This is a genomic window from Candidatus Poriferisodalis sp. (assembly GCF_965204195.1).
GTDB lineage: Bacteria > Actinomycetota > Acidimicrobiia > Acidimicrobiales > Poriferisodalaceae > Poriferisodalis.
In genome coordinates, this window is the sequence record NZ_OZ241975.1 from 929,920 (window position 1) to 946,526 (window position 16,607).

The window sequence follows — 16,607 nt, forward strand, 5'->3', positions numbered from 1 at the left end:
CCTTTGATGATGGCCGGTCTAGAGAGGCGAGCAGCGGCAGCCCAACTCAGTCACACTGGCCGCAGTCGCGGCCAATGCCAGCCGCCTAGCCGCGGCCGCAGTTGGGGCGCTTGCCGTGATTGGCTTTGCTGCGGCGCGCCCGGAGCTTTCGCTTGTTGGTGCGCTTCGACATAGGCGTTTCAGGCTATCGACAGCGTGCTGGTATCCGGTCGCATCGCCATTGCTTCCCGCTCTTGTTCCCCATGCTCATGCAATTGGGCTCACGGGCCCTGGGGCTCAGCCGACGGCACCGACCTCGTGGAGCTTCTCGATGTCGTCGGCGTCGAAGCCCCAGTCGGCCAGTACCTCATCGGTGTTCTCGCCCGGCGACGCCGGCGGTCGGGCGACGGCTCCCGGGGTGCGGCTGAAGCGAGGTGCCGGCGCGGGCTGCATCACGCCTTCAACCTCCACGAAGCTCTCGCGGGCCACGTTGTGCGGGTGGTGCGGAGCTTCCGACAGGTCGAGTACCGGCGCATAACAGACATCGGAGCCGGCCATGATCTCGTCCCACTCGTCGCGGGTCTTGGTCTTGATGACCTCCGCCAGGCGAGCCCGCTTGTCGGCCCACCCATCACGGTCGTTGCGGTCGACCGTCGGGGCGTCGGCCAGGCCGGTCTTCTCGAGCAGCTCGTCGTGGAACTTGCCCTCGATCGAACCGACCGAGACGAACTTGCCGTCAGAGGTCTCGTACACGCCGTAGTAGTAGGCGCCGCCGTCGAGGAAGTTGGACTCCCGCTCGTCGGCCCAGCCGCCCGAGCCGTAGATGCCGTAGATGGCCGCCATCAGCGATGCCGCGCCCTCGGTCATGGCGGCATCCACCACTTGGCCCTCCCCGGAGTCACGCGCTTCGAGCAGTGCAGCGCATACGCCGAAGGCCAGGTACATGCCGCCGCCGCCGAAGTCGCCCACCAGGTTGAGCGGCGGGCTCGGTGCCTCAGCCGGACCGATGGCATGCAGCGCTCCGGTCAGGGCGATGTAGTTGATGTCGTGGCCCGCGGCGTGCGACATCGGCCCCTCCTGGCCCCACCCGGTCATGCGCCCGTAGACCAGTTTCGGGTTGCGAGCGAAGCACTCGTCTGGTCCGAGACCCAGTCGCTCGGTCACACCGGGGCGGAAGCCTTCGATGAGCGCATCGGCCTGCTCCACCAGCTTGAGGATCGTCTCGACACCGTCAGGCGACTTGAGGTCGACCGCCACCGAACGCCGGCCCCTGTTGAGCACGTTGAACCTGCGCCCCCGATCGATGCCGAGGTCTTCAGGCGTCATGCGGTCGATGCGGATCACGTCCGCGCCCAGGTCAGCGAGCAGCATGGCGCAGAACGGTCCAGGGCCGATGCCGGCCAGCTCGATCACCTTGAGTCCCTGCAACGGTCCCATGGGTTCCTCCCCGTCTATGGATGTCTCGGGCGCGCACCCGACCCGGCGAAGTCTTGCACGCAGCGCTCCGCACCGCCCGGCCTGGCGACTGCGCGTTCGCGGCGATCCGTGCGCTGGCCTTCCATGCGCCGCTTTTGCGTGTGCTTTTGCCGCTCCAGGCGGCATTTCTGCACCCAAAACGGGCACGGTCGGTGCACTCACTAGCCTCGCCCGGCGATGGAGCGCTTTGGGTTCGTGGGTCTGCCCAATGCGGGGAAGTCGTCGTTGTTCAATTCGCTTGCCGGCGGCGGGGCACTGTCGGCGCCGTACGCCTTTGCCACCACCGATCCGAACGTCGGTGTGGCCCGGGTGCCAGACCCCCGGCTCGATGCGCTCGCCGAAATGAGTGCCAGCCGCAAGGTGGTGCCCACCACCACGGAGTTCATCGATATCGGCGGGCTCGTGGAGGGCGCCAGCAAGGGCGAGGGTCTCGGCAACCGTTTCCTGGCGGGGATCCGCGAGGTGGACGCGATCGTCTTCGTGCTCCGCGCTTTCGGTGATCCCGACGTGCCCGGCCCCGCCGACCCGCTTGAGCACCTTCGCATCGTCGAGACCGAGCTGACGCTGGCGGACCTGGAGTCGGTGGACTCGCGGATCGGCCGCCGCCGCAAAGCAGCACGCAGCCAGCCGTCCGACACCGCGCTGGCCGAGGAGGTTGCAGCGCTCGACGCCGCGCTTGAACACCTGGCGGCTGGTACGCCGCTGTACCGGGCATGGCCGCTTGGCGACAAACGCGATTGCGCCGACCAGCACCCGCAGCGTTCTTCCCAGGAATACCCGCATCGAGCGGCGCTGCGGAGCCACTTCCTGCTGACCGACAAGCCGGTCATGGCAGTGCTGAATCTCGGCGAGGATCAGCTCGATGCAGCGACGGAGCTGGCAGCACCCATTGAGGCCGAGCTGCCGGGTGCGACCGTGCTTCCGTTGTGTGTGCAACTCGAAGCGGAAGCTGCGCAGCTCGCCGGAGCCGAGCGAACCGAGCTGCTCGAAGGACTCGGTCTGGGCGAGGGCGCGCTGGAGCGCTTCGTCGCGGCAGCGCACGGCCTGTTGGGTTTGCGCACGTTCCTCACGACGGGCGAGAAGGAATCGCGGGCTTGGACCTTCCGGGCCGGCTGGCGAGCACCGCAATGCGCCGGGCGGATCCACACCGACTTCGAGCGCGGCTTCATCCGGGCCGAGGTGATCGACTGGGCCGAACTGCTGGATTTAGGCTCGTGGTCTGCCGCCCGGGACGCCGGTCGCCTGCGAGTCGAGGGGAAGGACTATCCGATGCGCGATGGCGACGTCGTGGAGTTCCGCTTCAACGTGTAGCCATGCCTTGGCTGGCGTGCGGGGACCGAGTGGTGGCAAGCCTCGAGGTTGCTCGCACCCGTTCTGAACGCCGGCGTGGCCTGCTGGGGCGCGACGACGTGACCGGGGCGCTGCTGATCGAGCGGTGCCGATGTGTGCACACCATCGGGATGAGCTTCGACATTGAGGTGTTGTTCTTGGACCGGCAGCGGCGAGTGGTGGACGTGGTGCGAATGCCGCCGGGACGCATCGGGCGGCCGAGGCTGAGCGCCCGATCGGTCATCGAAGCCCGGGCGGGCGCGAGCGAACGCTGGGGCCTGGCCGTGGGAGACACGCTCGACGTCCGGCTCGACGCATGAGCGAGAACGAGCCCCGGCTGTGGCTGGTTGCCACACCCATCGGCAACCTTGATGACATCGCCCCGCGGGCAGTCGAGGTGCTGTCGTCGGTGTCATTCGTGGCCTGCGAGGACATCCGCCGCAGCGGCCTGCTGCTGCAGCGGCTGGGCATCGCCGGACGGCGGCTGGTGGCAATGCATGAACACAACGAAGCCACCGTCGCCGCAGAGATCGTGCAGCGTTTGGCGGCGGGGGAGACAGCGGCGTACGTCACCGATGCTGGCATGCCCACGGTGTCCGATCCGGGACAGCGACTGGTCGCGGCGGCATCGGCGGCAGGCATCGGCGTCAGCGCCGTCCCGGGGCCGTCGGCGCCGGTGGCGGCGTTGGCCATCTCGGGCCTGCCGACAGATCGCTGGGTCATGGAAGGATTCCTGCCCCGCAAGGGGACAGTCCGCAATCAACGACTTGAAGGGATCGCCGCCGAGCAGCGAACAGTGGTCCTGCTGGAGTCACCCAGGCGGCTCGGCACCACACTCGAAGACCTGGCTGCGGTCTGCGGCGCGGACCGTCGGGCAGTCGTCGTCCGCGAACTCACCAAGCTCCATGAAGAAGTGGCGCGCGGCACTGTCGCCGAGCTGGCAGCCCAGTTCGCCGAACCGCCCAAGGGTGAGATCGTCGTGGTTCTCGGCCCAGCGACCTCGCGACCCCCGTCCGACGAGCAGATAACCGCCGAACTGGCTGCTGAGCTGGAAGCCGGTTCCAGCGCCCGCGACGCCGCGGCAATCGTCGCAGAGCGTCTCGGCGTGGCCCGCAATCGCACCTATCGCTTGTCCACCGAGTTAGCCCGCTCCCTCGATCCCCGGATGCCGTAGCGGCGGGCGGACGGTGAATTCCTGCGAGCGGCATTGGTGCTCGTCAGTACCCTGAACCGGTGACCTCCTACTACGTCACGACGCCGATCTACTACGTGAACGACGCGCCCCACATCGGGCACGCGTACACGACGATCACCGCTGACGCGATCGCTCGCTGGAATCGGCTGTGCGGTTGCGACGTCATGTTCCTGACCGGCACCGATGAGCACGGCCTCAAGGTGCAGCGAGCTGCCGAGCAGAACGGCTGCACTCCCATCGAATGGGCCGATCGCACCGTGGTGCGCTTCCAGGAGGCGTGGCAGCAGCTCGACATCGCCAACGACGACTTCATCCGCACCAGCGAGCCCCGCCATCACCACTCGGTCCAGCAGCTGCTGCAGGCCTGCTACGACAACGGCGACATCACGCTGCAGACGTATGAAGGCCTGTACTGCGTGAGCTGCGAGGCCTACTACACCGAGGACGACCTCGACAACGGCATGTGCCCCATCCACCGCCGGCCGGTCGAGCACGTCTCGGAGGAGAACTACTTCTTCTCGCTCAGCCGCTACGAAAAGCCCCTGCTTGACTGGTACGAAGCGCATCCCGACTTCGTCGTGCCGACGACCAAGCGCAACGAGGCATTGGGGTTCATCCGCAGCGGGTTGCAGGACTTCTCCATCAGCCGCACGTCGCTGGACTGGGGCATCCCGATTCCGTGGGATCCGAGCCATGTCACCTACGTCTGGTTCGACGCGCTGACCAACTACATCACCGCCGCTGGGTACGCCAGCGACGATGCACAGTTCGCGCATCGCTGGCCGGGTGTGCACCTGATCGGCAAGGACATCCTCCGCTTCCATTGCGTGTACTGGCCGGCGATGCTGATGAGCGCTGGCGTGCTGCCGCCGGAGCGGGTACATGTGCACGGCTTCCTGCTCGTCGGCGGCGAGAAGATGGCGAAGTCGGCGCTCAACCAGATCGCCCCGGGCGACCTGGTGGACGATTTCGGCAGCGACGGCGTGCGGCACCACTTCCTGCACGATCAGCCCTTCGGCCCCGATGGCGATTTCTCCTACGAAGGGATGGTTGCCCGCTACAACGCCGACCTGGCGAACAACCTGGGCAACCTGATGAGCCGGGTGGCCACCGTGGTCGGCCGCAAGTGCGGCGGCGTCGGGCCGGCGCCTCGTGCCGACAGCCCGCTGGCGGGCGCGGTAGTCGAGTGCGTAGCCGAGACGGCCGACGCTTGGGAGCGCTTGGCGCCGTCGGAAGCCCTCGACGCCACCTGGCGCATCATCCGCGAGACCAACGCGATGCTCGAGGATGCCGAGCCGTGGAAGGCCGATCCGGGTCCCGAGACTGACGCCGTGCTGGGCGATGCACTGGAGGCACTGCGCATCGTGGCGGTACTCGCATCTGTGGCGACGCCGAGGGGCTGTGACGAGGTGTGGCGGCGCATCGGCATGGAGGGCTCGGTTGCCGGTCAGCGGCTGCCCGAAGCTGCGGCCTGGGGGGGTTACCCCGGCGGCCTGCCGGTGTCGACCGGCGAGCCCCTGTACCCCCGGATTCGCTGACCGGCTATGCGTTCGAGGAATGAACCGGCTGCGCACATGACTGCTGGGAATGCCTTGCTGTCTCGTGACGATCCGAGAATGGGCAGGCGATGAGCGACACGCAGCCCGAAGTGTGGGTCGACAGTCACTGTCATCTGTGGGAAGACAGTGCCGAACTGGTGGCCGAGGCGCATCGGGACGGCGTGGCCTGGGTGGTCGACATCGGCACCGATGTCGAGCGCAGCCTCGCGGCGTTGGATCGCTCCCGCACGCTGCCGGGCGTCGCAGCCACCGTCGGCCTGCACCCCCACGACGCCGACGACGGCCCCGCAGCGCTCGACGTGCTCGAACAGCTCATCGCCGACGCAGGAGCGGCTGGCGCGGGCGGCACAGGGCTCGTCGCCGTCGGCGAGTGCGGACTCGACTACTACTACGAGCACTCGGATCGGGCCAGCCAGCGCGAGGCATTCGCCGCCCAGATCGCGATGGCGCACCGCTACGAGTTGGCGCTGGTAATCCACAGCCGCGATGCCTGGGAAGACACCTTCGACGTGCTCGACGCTGAAGGTGTGCCCCCCGGCACGGTGTTCCACTGCTTCACCGGCGGACCCGACGAGGCGCGTGCGGCACTTGACCGGGGCGCTTCGGTGTCGTTCAGCGGGATCGTGTCATTCCGCAACGCGGCCGAGATCCGCGACGCCGCAGCGCTCGTTCCCGCCGACCGCTACCTGGTCGAAACCGACGCGCCCTACCTGGCGCCGGTGCCCAAGCGGGGGAAGCAGAACCGGCCGAGTTGGGTGCGTTTCGTGGGCGAAGCCGTCGCGGCCGCCCGTGGCCTATCCACCGCCCAGGTCGCTGCTGAAACTACGGCCAACGCTCAGCGCATCTTCGGACTGGGTGAGCCCGCGGCTTCATGACCGGCCGGCTGCTGACCCTGCCTGCCACCAAGGAACTGCTGGAACGAGCCGGCATCGCACCCCGCCGCAGCCTCGGTCAGAACTTTGTGGTCGATCCGAATACCGTCCGCCGCATCGCACGTCTTGCAGATGTCGGCCCGGACGACCGCGTGGTGGAGATCGGTGCTGGTCTGGGCTCGCTGACGCTGGCCTTGGCTGAGACGGGTGCCGAGGTGGTCGCGGTCGAGACTGACGGTCGCCTCGTGCCGCTCCTGCGCGAGGTGGTGAGTGCATTCCCGACGGGCTGCGAGCTGAGCGCCACGGAACCTGGTGCCTCGAAGCCGCATCCGGTGCAGATTGTGCACGCCGATGCGCGGCACATGGACTGGAGTGCGCTCCTGTCGGGCAGCGGGTGGCACGTCGTCGCGAACCTGCCGTACAACATCGCGACCTCGCTGGTGCTGACCGTGCTCGATGAGGTGCCGGCCGTCACCCGGCTGCTGGTGATGTGCCAGCGCGAAGCCGCCGAGCGATTGGCGGCGGCGCCCGGCAGCGGTGCGTACGGCGCCGTCTCCGTTCGGGTCGCGATCCACGCTGACGCCGAACTGGCCGGCGCGGTGCCGGCCATGGTGTTCTATCCCCGACCCGATGTGGAATCCGCGCTGGTGCGGATCACACGGCGGACACCGCTCATCGAATCAGTCGTGCGAAACGAGATCGACCGCTTGGTCACGACCGCGTTCGCGCGCCGCCGCCAGATGCTGCGCCGCACGTTGCGAGGTGCCGTCGATGACGCCGACCGCACGCTCGCAGCAGCCGGCGTGGATCCGACCGACCGACCCGAACGGCTCGGACTCGACCAGTGGATCAGGCTTGCCGAGGTCTCTCTCGCAGCTCGGACGAGGGGCTGAATCCGCTTTGGTGACCGGGGAGGCTGCACACACCGCTCCGGTCCGGATGCTGGCGCCGGCCAAACTGACGCTGTCGCTGCGCATCACCGGCACCCGGGCGGACGGTTATCACTTCATCGATGCCGAGATGGTGACGCTCGATCTGTGCGACGAGGTCATCGTGCACCGCAGCTCGCAGCAGTCGGTCGAGATTGTTCCGGCTCCCGCAGCGAATGGACCCGCTGGCGCAACGACCGAATGGGGCATCCCTGCTGACAGGTCGAATCTGGTGATCCGGGCGCTGGAGCTTGCTGGCAGGACCGCCCACGTCGAGGTCCGCAAGCGCATCCCGCCCGGCGCGGGCCTGGGCGGGGGATCGGCCGACGCAGCCGCAGTGCTCCGCTGGGCCAATCGGATGACTGCCATCGAGACCGCTGAGGCAGCGGCCACGGGCTCGACGTCTCGTCCCCAGACGCGCGCCATCGTCACACCGCAACAGGCGGCGTCGCTGGGTGCGGACGTGGCGTTCTGCCTCGTCGGCGGCCGTGCCCGCGTCACCGGCGTCGGTGAGCACATCGAGCCGCTCCCGTTCCGGGACCAGTCGTTCCTGTTGTGGATGCCGCCGCTTCAGGTCGACACAGCGGCGGTGTACGGGACATGGGACGAGCTCGGCGGCCCGGCTGGCGATCGTTCCAACGACCTAGAGCCAGCCGCAGTGGCCCTTCACCCTGAGCTCGCCGCGTGGCGCGATGAGTTGGCTCGGATCTTCGGGCGCCGGCCGCAGCTAGCCGGCAGCGGCGGCACTTGGTTCATCCCTGCACCGTTCGGCGTACGCGTGCCGCGGATGGCCGGCGACGGCGTGCGCGCCGCCGAGGCCCGGGCCATCGGGCGGCTCCACTAGCTGGCGGCTGCCCCGATGGCTAGAGGTCAGCGGTTGCGACGCTGGTAGCGCGTCCGCCGCAGCATCTTGCGGTGCTTCTTCTTGCGCATCCGCTTGCGGCGCTTCTTGACCAGCGATCCCATGGAGGCACGAACCTAGCGTCTCCGGCTCGCTCTGCCACGAGCGAAATTCGTGACGATGGCGCCGGAGCGGGTCGCTACCCTCGATCCACAGACAGCCCGCCTGCAGAGACAGGCGCTATCGGGGATCGTTCAATTGGTAGGACATCGGGTTTTGGTCCCGGCAATGGAGGTTCGAGTCCTCCTCCCCGAACCCCGCCATTCGCATATCGAAATCGCACGATGGCGCCAGACGCCATGACGCCTGGCTCGATGAAGCGGCCGTGCGCGGCCATCGTGCTGGCGGCCGGGGCCGGCACCCGCATGGACTCGGAGCTGCCAAAGCCGCTCCACCCGATCGGTGGCCGCGCCATGGTGCTGCGAGTGCTGGACGCGCTGGCCGGCGTTGACGCGGAGCCGGTGGTGGTGGTGGTTGGGCACGGCGCGGCCCAAGTCCGTCAAGCGGTTGGGGCGGCGGCCCCCCAAGGTGACCGGCTGGTGTTCGTGACCCAGCCCGAGCAGCTCGGCACCGGCGACGCAGCACGCGTCGGTCTATTGGCACTGGACCCGCACCCAGAGGCCAGCGACGTCCTGGTGTTGCCGGGCGACACGCCGTTGCTGCGAGCGGGGACGCTGCGACACGTGGTCGCTGAGCGACGCCGCGTCGACGCTGCCGTCAGTTTGCTGACGGCTCAGGTCGGCGACCCCACCGGCTACGGCCGCATCGTGCGCACTGCGACCGGTCTCACCGTGGTGGAGCAACGCGATGCGACGCCATCGGTAGCGCAGATCAACGAGATCAATGCCGGCGTGTATTGCTTCGACGTGGCCAAGCTGCGCCGGGTGCTGCCGCAGGTGCGCCAAGCGAACGCCGCCTCGGAGTACTACCTCCCCGACGTCATCGGCCTGCTCGGCCGCAGCGGCGAGCCGATCACCGCAGTGGCCCTCGACGATGTGTCCGAGGCGATGGGCGTGAACGATGCCGATCAGCTGGCGGCCTGCGAAGCCGCGCTGGCCGCCCGAGCGTGACGCACAGGGATGTGCAAGCGCCGGCATACCCCTCTACCGGCGGAAACTCTGGGGTTCTGAGAGTGCGTTGGGGTAGTCTCGAATTGTCGCCGGACTGCTGAACATGCCGCCAAAACCCATTGCCGAGCGTTCCGCCCAGCCCTCAGCTAGTGCTGCTTCGAGCGCGTCTGCGTCAAGCACGGCGCTCAGGGGACTGCTGCGAAAGGAACACGCAATGGAGCTGGTCACCAAGAAGCGCCTGCACCTGTTCAGCGGACGGGCGAATCCGGAGTTGGCCACCGAGATCGCGGAGCAGCTCGGCGTGGAACTCGGCGACCCCGGGCTCATCGACTTCGCCAACGGCGAGATCAAGTGCAAGTTCGCCGAGTCGATCCGCGGCGGCGACGTGTTCATCATCCAGAGCCATGCCGCCTGCGAGACCATGAGCCCCAACGACGCGATCATGGAGCAGCTCATCATGGTCGACGCCGCCCGGCGCGCCTCGGCCAAGCGCATCACCGCCGTGGCACCCTTGTATGGGTATGCCCGCCAGGATCGCAAGGCAGCCGGCCGTGAGCCGATCACCGCACGCTTGCTGGCTGACCTGTTCACCGTCGCCGGGGCTGAGCGTCTCGTGTCGATCGACCTGCACAGCGGCCAGATCCAGGGTTTCTTCGACGGTCCGGTGGATCATCTGACGGCCGCGCCGGTGCTCATCGACTACTTGTCCGGCGTCATGGGGCCCGACTCGGTGATCGTGTCGCCTGACACCGGCCGTGTGAAGGTGGCGGAGCGCTACGCGACCCGGCTGGGCTGTGATGTCGCGTCGATCTATAAGCGTCGTGCCACCGACAACGCCAATGAGTCGGAGGCGCTCGGCATCATGGGCGAGGTGGCGGGCCGCACCTGCGTGATCATCGACGACATGATCGACACGGCTGGCACCATCTGCTCGGCCACCGAGACGCTGGTCGCCAACGGTGCCGCCGACGTGATGTGCGCGAGCACGCACGGCCTGTTCTCCGAGCCGGCGGTGGACCGCTTGAAGAACTCCTCGCTGAGCCAGGTCATCGTCACCAACACAGTGCCGATCCCCAGCTCAAAGCAGTTCGACAAGCTGGTGGTGCTGAGCGTCGCCGGCGTGTTCGCCGATGCCCTGGAGTCGGTGTTCGAGGACGCATCGGTGTCGGAGATCTTCGACGGCCAGAACCTGTTCTGAGACTCGTAGGCTGTCTCGTCGCTATCGACTAGGCGCCCAGTGCTCGAAAGGGCCAGCATGGAACAGCTGAAGCTCATCGCCGAGACCCGTCATGCCACCGGCTCGGGTCCATCGCGGCGTCTGCGCGCCGAAGACAAGATCCCGGCAGTGATGTACGGCCACGGCAGCGAACCCGTGTCGATCACGCTGGACCGGCTGCGGTTTCGGGCTGCGCTGAACGCAGCGGGCCCGAACGCGATCATCACGCTCGAGGTGGAGGGCAAGAACCATCTCACGATCGTCAAGGACATGCAACGCGACACGATCGCCAACCGCGTTACGCATGTCGATTTCCTGCTGATCTCGCTCGACGAGCGCCTGGTGGTGGATGTGCCAATCCGGCTGGTCGGCGAGGCGGCGCAGGCGGGCCGTGAGGGCGCAGTGGTGCAGCAGCAGCTCATGTCGCTGCACGTCGAATCGCCCGCGGGGGTGATCCCCCCGGCCTTCGATGTCGACGTGGAGACGCTCTCGCTGGACAACCCGATCCGTGTCAGCGATCTCACCCTGCCGGAGGGCATGGAGAGCTTGCTCGACGACGAAACGCTGGTAGCGATCGCACAGCGGACGCGCGCTGCCGTCGCCGCCGAGCAGGTCGACGAGGAAGGCGAGCCGGCCGACGCTGACGCCCTCGACGACGCTGACGAAGCCGACGACGAGGACTGAACGCCCCGGTGTCCGTGTTCCGCCGGGCGGCCGCGCGGCGGGGAACAGCCGCAGACTGGCTGGTGGTGGGTCTCGGCAATCCTGGCGAGCGCTATGCCGGAAGCCGTCACAACGTGGGAGCCGAGGCCACCGAACGCTGGGCCTCGAAGCTCCGGTGCGACTTCGCGGTGCAGCGGCGCGAGCACGCTCGAGTGGCACAGGCCACGGTGGGCGAGCGTCGCATCACGCTCGCATGCCCGACCACGTTCATGAACGAGAGCGGCCGCAGTGTGGGCGTGCTGGTGAAGCGCCACGGCATCGTCGAGCCGTCACGCCTCGTCGTCGTCCATGATGAGCTCGACCTCGAGCCCGGCCAGGTGCGGTTCAAGTCGGGCGGCGGGACCGCCGGTCACAATGGCTTGGCGTCGATCGCCAACCAGCTCGGCACCCGGGATTTCGCACGGATGCGCATCGGCATCGGCAAGCCGCCCCGGCCCGAAGCTGGCAAGAAGTGGGTGCTGCAGCGGCCGAGGGGTCACGAAGAGCCATTGATCGACACAGCCGTGGACCTTGCAGTAGCGGGGCTTGAGGTGCTGGTGCGCGAGGGCATGGAGGCGGCGATGACTGTCACGAATGCTCGCCGGCGGCGACAGGATCCTCAAGCCCAGTGAGCCCGGCAAGCCCAGTGAGCGCAGCAAGTTCAGTGAGCGACGCACCGCTGCGGGGGCTGGCCGAACGTCTCGGCCGCGACCACGGCTTCGTGTCGATGCTGGGTCGGGCATCCGGCTCGATTGCCGTTGCCGAGGGAGCTCGCCCGTTTGTCGTCGCCGGCTTGGCGACATTGGGATCGCGCATCCCGATCCTTGTCGTCACCGCTACCGCCAACGAAGCCGAGCGCTATGCCACCGATCTCCGCACCTGGCTGGGGGAGGGACAGGTAGCGCTGTTTGCGGCGTGGGAGACGCTGCCGTTCGAGCGCGTGAGCCCCGCAACCGAGACGATGGGTCGGCGGCTGGCGGTGCTGGAGGCGCTGAAGCCGGGCAGCGGCCCTGGTGAGCTAGTGGCCGAATTCGGGGTGCCCGAGGTGATAGTCGCGCCGATTCGGGCGCTGTTGCAGCGGCTCAGTCCCGACGCGTGCGCCCCAGCGATGTCGCTGCTACGCGTGGCACGAGGCGACCGGTGCGACGTCACCGAGGTGGTGTCGCAGCTGGTGGCGTGGGGCTACCGGCGGGAGCATCAGGTGGAGCATCGCGGCGAGGTTGCGGTGCGAGGCGGGATCGTGGACGTCTTCTGCCCCACGGCCGACGCGCCCGTGCGCATCGATCTGTGGGGCGATGAGGTAGACCGTCTCACCCAGTTCTCGGTCGCCGATCAGCGTTCGGTGGCGGAGCTTGCGCAGACGCAGATCTACCCGGCACGAGAAATGCGGCCCGACGCCGCCATGCGCGAACGGGCCGCAGCGCTGGCTGTCAGCGAACCGTGGTGCAGAGAGCACATGGAGCGTCTCAGCAGGGGCGAGCTCTTCGACGGGATGGAATCGTGGCTGCCGTGGCTCGCCGCAGATGAGATCGTGCTGCCAGACCTGCTGGGACCCGACTCGCTGGTGTTGCTCTGCGAGCCGCGGCGGCTCGCTGACCGTGCCGCCGACATCAAGGCAGAGACCGATGACCTCACGCAGTCGCTGGCAGTGACGTGGGGTCTGCGGAGTCCTGGCCGTGGCCATGAGGGCTGCGATATTGCCCCCGACGATGCGCCGGCTCCGTTCCCGCCGCTGCATGTTGCATTCGATCGGTTGCTGGCGCACTGCCCCGCAGCGGTGTGGTCGGTCGACTCCACGGCGGCACCCACGGCGGACGGCCTGCCCGGGCCGCATATCGCCACGGAGCCGTGGCTGCCCGCCGCGGGCGATCCGACGCGCCTCGTGGGGCAGCTCCGCCGGCTCGTGACCGGAGCGCAGCACCACGAGACCGGCAGTGCGCAGCATCACGAGGGCGGCGGTACGGCGCGACCCATTGTCGTCGTGGCGGCCGAGGGCGACAGCTCGGCGGCCCGTCTCGCTGATGCGCTGAGCGCGGAGGAGGTGCCGCTGCGCCTGCACCGTGAACCAGGCAGCTTCGCCCCGACGCCCGGCGCTCATGTTGTGGTGGCGCCCGTCGAAGGCGGCTTCATTGCGTCTGCAGCCGGAGTGGCGGTGCTGCCGGAGGCGGAGTTCACCGGACGCCGCCGTGCCCATCGCGCAGCCCGACGTCGGACCGGCGTGGTGCCGTCGTTCGAGGATCTGAGCGTCGGTGATTTTGTCGTGCATCACCATCACGGCATCGCCCGTTATGCAGGGCTCGTCCGGCGAGCCTTCGGCGACGACGAGCGCGACTACCTCGAGCTGGAGTTCCGGGGAACCGACCGTCTCTACCTGCCCACCGAGCAGATCGACTTCATCCGCCCGTATATCGGCGGGGAGACGCCCCGACTCAGCCGCATGGGTGGCAGCGATTTCCAGCGCCAGAAGGCCAAGGTGCGTGCCGCGGTGGCCGAGATCGCCCAGGAGCTGGTGGTGCTGTACCAGCGACGCATCACCACATCGGGCAACGCATTCGATCCGCACGGCTTGGGCATGGCAGAGCTGGCCGACAGCTTCCTCTACACGCCCACGCCTGATCAGCGCCGCACGATCGACGACGTGCTGGCGGACATGGCCGAGCCAGTGCCGATGGATCGACTGGTGTGCGGCGACGTCGGCTTCGGCAAGACGGAGGTGGCGGTACGGGCCGCGTTCTGCGCGGTGAGCGCCGGGAAGCAGGCGGCGGTGCTGGTGCCAACCACTCTGCTGGCCCAGCAGCACCACCAGACATTCGCCGAGCGATATGCCGACCATCCCGTTCGGGTCGAGGTGCTCAGCCGCTTTCTCACGCCCATCGAACAGCGGGCAGTGGTCGCCGGGGTCGCCGACGGCACCGTCGATGTGGTGATCGGCACGCACCGGCTGCTGTCCGATGACGTGAAGTTCAAGAACCTGGGTCTGCTGGTGGTCGACGAGGAGCAGCGCTTTGGCGTGAGCCACAAGGAGTCCATCAAGCACCTGCGAGCCGAGGTGGATGTGCTGACGCTGACGGCCACGCCCATCCCGCGCACGTTGGAGATGGCACTCACCGGCATCCGGGACCTGTCGCTGCTGCAGACGCCGCCAGCCGAGCGCCAGCCCATCCTCACCCACGTCGGCCCGTACGACGAGCGCGCCGTCAGCGAGGCCATCCGCCGTGAGCTGCTGCGCGAGGGCCAAGTGTTCTTCGTGCACAACCGGGTTGCCGACATCGCTGTGGTGGCGGCGGGCTTGGCAGAGCTGGTGCCAGAGGCGCGCATCGCCGTAGCGCACGGCCAGATGGATGAAGGCACGCTGGAGCAGATCGTCATGGATTTCTGGGCCGGCGCATACGACGTGCTGGTCTGTACGACCATCATCGAATCGGGCATCGACATGCCCAGCGTCAATACGCTGGTCGTGGATCGAGCGGACCTGCTGGGGCTCGGGCAGCTGCACCAGATCCGCGGGCGTGTGGGCCGGTCTGGCCAGCGTGCGTATGCCTACCTGTTCCACCCCGAGGGCCGTTCGCTGTCCGAAGAGGCCTATGAGCGCCTCCGCACGATCGGCGAGTCCACCGAGTTGGGCTCGGGATACCGGATCGCGATGCGCGACCTCCAGCTGCGCGGCGCGGGCAACCTGCTCAGCGGTGTGCAGTCGGGGCACATCGCAGCCGTGGGCTACGACCTGTACTGCGAGCTGGTCAGCGAGGCGGTCGCCTCCTTGAACGGCGAGACACCTGCCCAGCCTGCGGAGATCGTGATCGACTTGCCCCTAGCGGCACACCTGCCCGACGACTACGTGGCTGACGCTACGGGCCGCCTCGAGGCGTATCGCCGTCTCGGGGCCGTGACCGAGCTGGTCGAGGTGGCAGACATCGAAGCCGAATGGATCGACCGTTACGGACCTGTCCCCGACGCAGCGCAGACGCTGCTGCACATCGCGCTGCTGCGCACCGAGTGTCACCGGCTCGGCATGCGAGCCGTGGCGTTCGCTGCCGGCCACGACGGCGGCAGGGTGCGCTTTGGGCCGCTAGCGCTCACGGCGAGCGAGGAGCTGCGCATGCGGCGCATCTGTGCTGGCACGCCGTTCAGCGCGGCGCGGTACAAGGCTGATGACCGGGAGGTGCAGCTGTCAGTCCGTGCGCTGAAGCCGGCGACGGTCGGGCACCTGTTCGCCTTCTGCCAGCAGTTGCGGCCTCCCGCTGCATCGGGGTGAAGCACCGCCGGCGCGGCCAGCACCTAGCCTGCCCGCAGTGCGTGCCAAGGGGAGTTCCATGTCTCGACGAGCTGCGCTGCTGGCTCCGCTGGCGCTGGTGGCACTGCTGACGTTTGCATGTGCGGACGATGGCAACGTCGTCACCATCCACACCGGGCTCGATCCTGAGCCTGATGCCGAGCTCATTGCCGAGCTCGACACCGATGGCGACGGCGTCGTGTCACGAGAAGCGGCACAGGCTGCCGCCGAGGAGGCTGAGCGGGAAGCCCAACTGGAGGCCGAGCGCGCCGAGCGTGACGCGGCGCGCACAGCTCAGGATGCCGCATACCGAGCGCTGCTCGCCGACGCTGCCGCTGTTGCAGCGAGCTTCCCGGGAGGCCAGCTCCTCATCGGTGATGTGCGAGCCAATATCGTCGAGTCACCTGTCACTCTCATGGACGACCCGGAGAACCCGACGCACGAGGAATTCGTGTCCCGGCTCACGTCGATGATCCAGCTGCGCCTCGCCGGCGTCGCACTGGACGAATTGGGCTTCCCAGTCGACATCAGCCTCCCTGACGCAGAGATCAATGCGCAGGTGCAGGCTCACCTTGAGGGCCCCTTCGAGGAGTTCGCGCAGCAGCGCGCCATCGAAGACGATCCGAGCATCGAGCGGCTGGCGACGCCTCACTGTGTGAGTGCGCTGGCCGTGACATCCGAGGCCGATGCCGTCGCAGCTTCCGACCGCGTACAGGCTGGTGAGCCCCTTGGCGATGTCGCTGCCGCGGTCAATCTGCCGGGCCTCACCGAGACCGATGGCACCATCGGCTGCGGCCAGCCCTTCGATCTGTTCGGCGGCGGCGAGCTCGCGCTGGCGCTGCTCGAACTGGAGCCCGGTGAACTGACAGCGCCGCTGCTTCTGCCGTCTGCAGCAAGCCCGACTGGTGAGCTGTGGGTGGTGCTGCGTGTGGACTCGCTGCGCGCCGATGCCACCGATCTCTCGTCGATCGGGCCGTTTGCCGGCCACGTGCTGACGGAGGCCATGTCGACCTACGAGGTGAACGTCGCCCCGGCGCTCGGCGCGTGGAACGCCGACAACCTGCGGGTGTCGTTGCCGATCCTGCCGTGAGTCGAGGCTCGTGCGG

At 68.1% G+C, this 16,607-nt stretch carries 16 protein-coding genes and 1 tRNA gene; 14 read left to right on the top strand and 3 right to left on the bottom strand.

Annotated features, from left to right (window positions below; translation table 11 throughout):
• Positions 1 to 85 precede the first annotated feature (85 nt).
• Positions 86 to 172 carry a 50S ribosomal protein bL37 gene (locus ACOGI8_RS04135; protein ID WP_416246623.1) on the bottom strand — a complete coding sequence of 29 codons (87 nt, stop codon included), beginning with the start codon at positions 170 to 172 and terminating at the stop codon, positions 86 to 88.
• Positions 173 to 276: 104 nt separating this feature from the next.
• Positions 277 to 1,416 carry a CaiB/BaiF CoA transferase family protein gene (locus ACOGI8_RS04140; protein ID WP_419855628.1) on the bottom strand — a complete coding sequence of 380 codons (1,140 nt, stop codon included), beginning with the start codon at positions 1,414 to 1,416 and terminating at the stop codon, positions 277 to 279.
• A gap of 216 nt (positions 1,417 to 1,632) precedes the next feature.
• Between ACOGI8_RS04140 and ychF the strand changes: the two genes are divergently transcribed.
• The 7 genes from ychF to ACOGI8_RS04175 all read left to right on the top strand — a co-directional run bounded on the left by ychF (position 1,633) and on the right by ACOGI8_RS04175 (position 8,183).
• Entirely contained in the window at positions 1,633 to 2,766 is a 1,134-nt protein-coding gene (gene ychF, locus ACOGI8_RS04145; protein WP_419855629.1) for a redox-regulated ATPase YchF, read from the top strand.
• Between the two features lie 32 nt (positions 2,767 to 2,798).
• Positions 2,799 to 3,104: a DUF192 domain-containing protein gene (locus ACOGI8_RS04150; protein WP_419855630.1), complete on the top strand. Its 306-nt coding sequence runs from the start codon at positions 2,799 to 2,801 to the stop codon at positions 3,102 to 3,104.
• On the top strand, positions 3,101 to 3,958 hold the full coding sequence (gene rsmI / locus ACOGI8_RS04155; protein WP_419855631.1) for a 16S rRNA (cytidine(1402)-2'-O)-methyltransferase: 858 nt from the start codon (positions 3,101 to 3,103) through the stop codon (positions 3,956 to 3,958). Before ACOGI8_RS04150 ends, rsmI begins: the two co-directional genes overlap by 4 nt.
• Positions 3,959 to 4,017: 59 nt before the next feature.
• Positions 4,018 to 5,517 (top strand): class I tRNA ligase family protein, encoded by a 1,500-nt coding sequence (locus tag ACOGI8_RS04160; RefSeq protein WP_419855632.1) that lies wholly within the window; start codon positions 4,018 to 4,020, stop codon positions 5,515 to 5,517.
• An 89-nt stretch (positions 5,518 to 5,606) separates the two neighbouring features.
• The gene (locus tag ACOGI8_RS04165) at positions 5,607 to 6,413 is read left to right on the top strand and encodes a TatD family hydrolase (protein WP_419855633.1); all 807 of its coding nucleotides are present in this window, start codon (positions 5,607 to 5,609) and stop codon (positions 6,411 to 6,413) included.
• Positions 6,410 to 7,303, top strand: coding sequence for a 16S rRNA (adenine(1518)-N(6)/adenine(1519)-N(6))-dimethyltransferase RsmA (gene rsmA / locus ACOGI8_RS04170; protein WP_419855634.1), 894 nt, complete (start codon positions 6,410 to 6,412; stop codon positions 7,301 to 7,303). The genes ACOGI8_RS04165 and rsmA overlap by 4 nt, the downstream gene beginning before the upstream one ends.
• Positions 7,304 to 7,313: 10 nt before the next feature.
• A complete protein-coding gene (locus ACOGI8_RS04175) occupies positions 7,314 to 8,183 on the top strand; it encodes a 4-(cytidine 5'-diphospho)-2-C-methyl-D-erythritol kinase (RefSeq protein ID WP_419855635.1) in 870 nt (289 codons plus the stop codon).
• A 26-nt stretch (positions 8,184 to 8,209) separates the two neighbouring features.
• On the opposite strand, the gene ACOGI8_RS04180 is transcribed toward ACOGI8_RS04175, so the two are convergent.
• Positions 8,210 to 8,305 (bottom strand): 30S ribosomal protein bS22, encoded by a 96-nt coding sequence (locus tag ACOGI8_RS04180; protein WP_323671112.1) that lies wholly within the window; start codon positions 8,303 to 8,305, stop codon positions 8,210 to 8,212.
• Between the two features lie 118 nt (positions 8,306 to 8,423).
• Between ACOGI8_RS04180 and ACOGI8_RS04185 the strand changes: the two genes are divergently transcribed.
• From ACOGI8_RS04185 to ACOGI8_RS04215, 7 genes are all read left to right on the top strand, one after another.
• Positions 8,424 to 8,495 (top strand) — tRNA-Gln (locus ACOGI8_RS04185).
• A gap of 29 nt (positions 8,496 to 8,524) precedes the next feature.
• Positions 8,525 to 9,310: an NTP transferase domain-containing protein gene (locus ACOGI8_RS04190; protein WP_419855636.1), complete on the top strand. Its 786-nt coding sequence runs from the start codon at positions 8,525 to 8,527 to the stop codon at positions 9,308 to 9,310.
• Between the two features lie 214 nt (positions 9,311 to 9,524).
• Positions 9,525 to 10,508 carry a ribose-phosphate diphosphokinase gene (locus tag ACOGI8_RS04195; RefSeq protein ID WP_419855637.1) on the top strand — a complete coding sequence of 328 codons (984 nt, stop codon included), beginning with the start codon at positions 9,525 to 9,527 and terminating at the stop codon, positions 10,506 to 10,508.
• Between the two features lie 57 nt (positions 10,509 to 10,565).
• The gene (locus ACOGI8_RS04200; RefSeq protein ID WP_419855638.1) at positions 10,566 to 11,210 is read left to right on the top strand and encodes a 50S ribosomal protein L25; all 645 of its coding nucleotides are present in this window, start codon (positions 10,566 to 10,568) and stop codon (positions 11,208 to 11,210) included.
• Positions 11,211 to 11,218: 8 nt separating this feature from the next.
• A complete protein-coding gene (gene pth / locus ACOGI8_RS04205; protein WP_419855639.1) occupies positions 11,219 to 11,860 on the top strand; it encodes an aminoacyl-tRNA hydrolase in 642 nt (213 codons plus the stop codon).
• Positions 11,861 to 11,892: 32 nt separating this feature from the next.
• Positions 11,893 to 15,483, top strand: a complete 3,591-nt coding sequence (gene mfd / locus ACOGI8_RS04210) for a transcription-repair coupling factor (RefSeq protein WP_419855640.1) — start codon at positions 11,893 to 11,895, stop codon at positions 15,481 to 15,483.
• Between the two features lie 58 nt (positions 15,484 to 15,541).
• On the top strand, positions 15,542 to 16,591 hold the full coding sequence (locus ACOGI8_RS04215; protein ID WP_419855641.1) for a hypothetical protein: 1,050 nt from the start codon (positions 15,542 to 15,544) through the stop codon (positions 16,589 to 16,591).
• Positions 16,592 to 16,607: the final 16 nt, after the last annotated feature.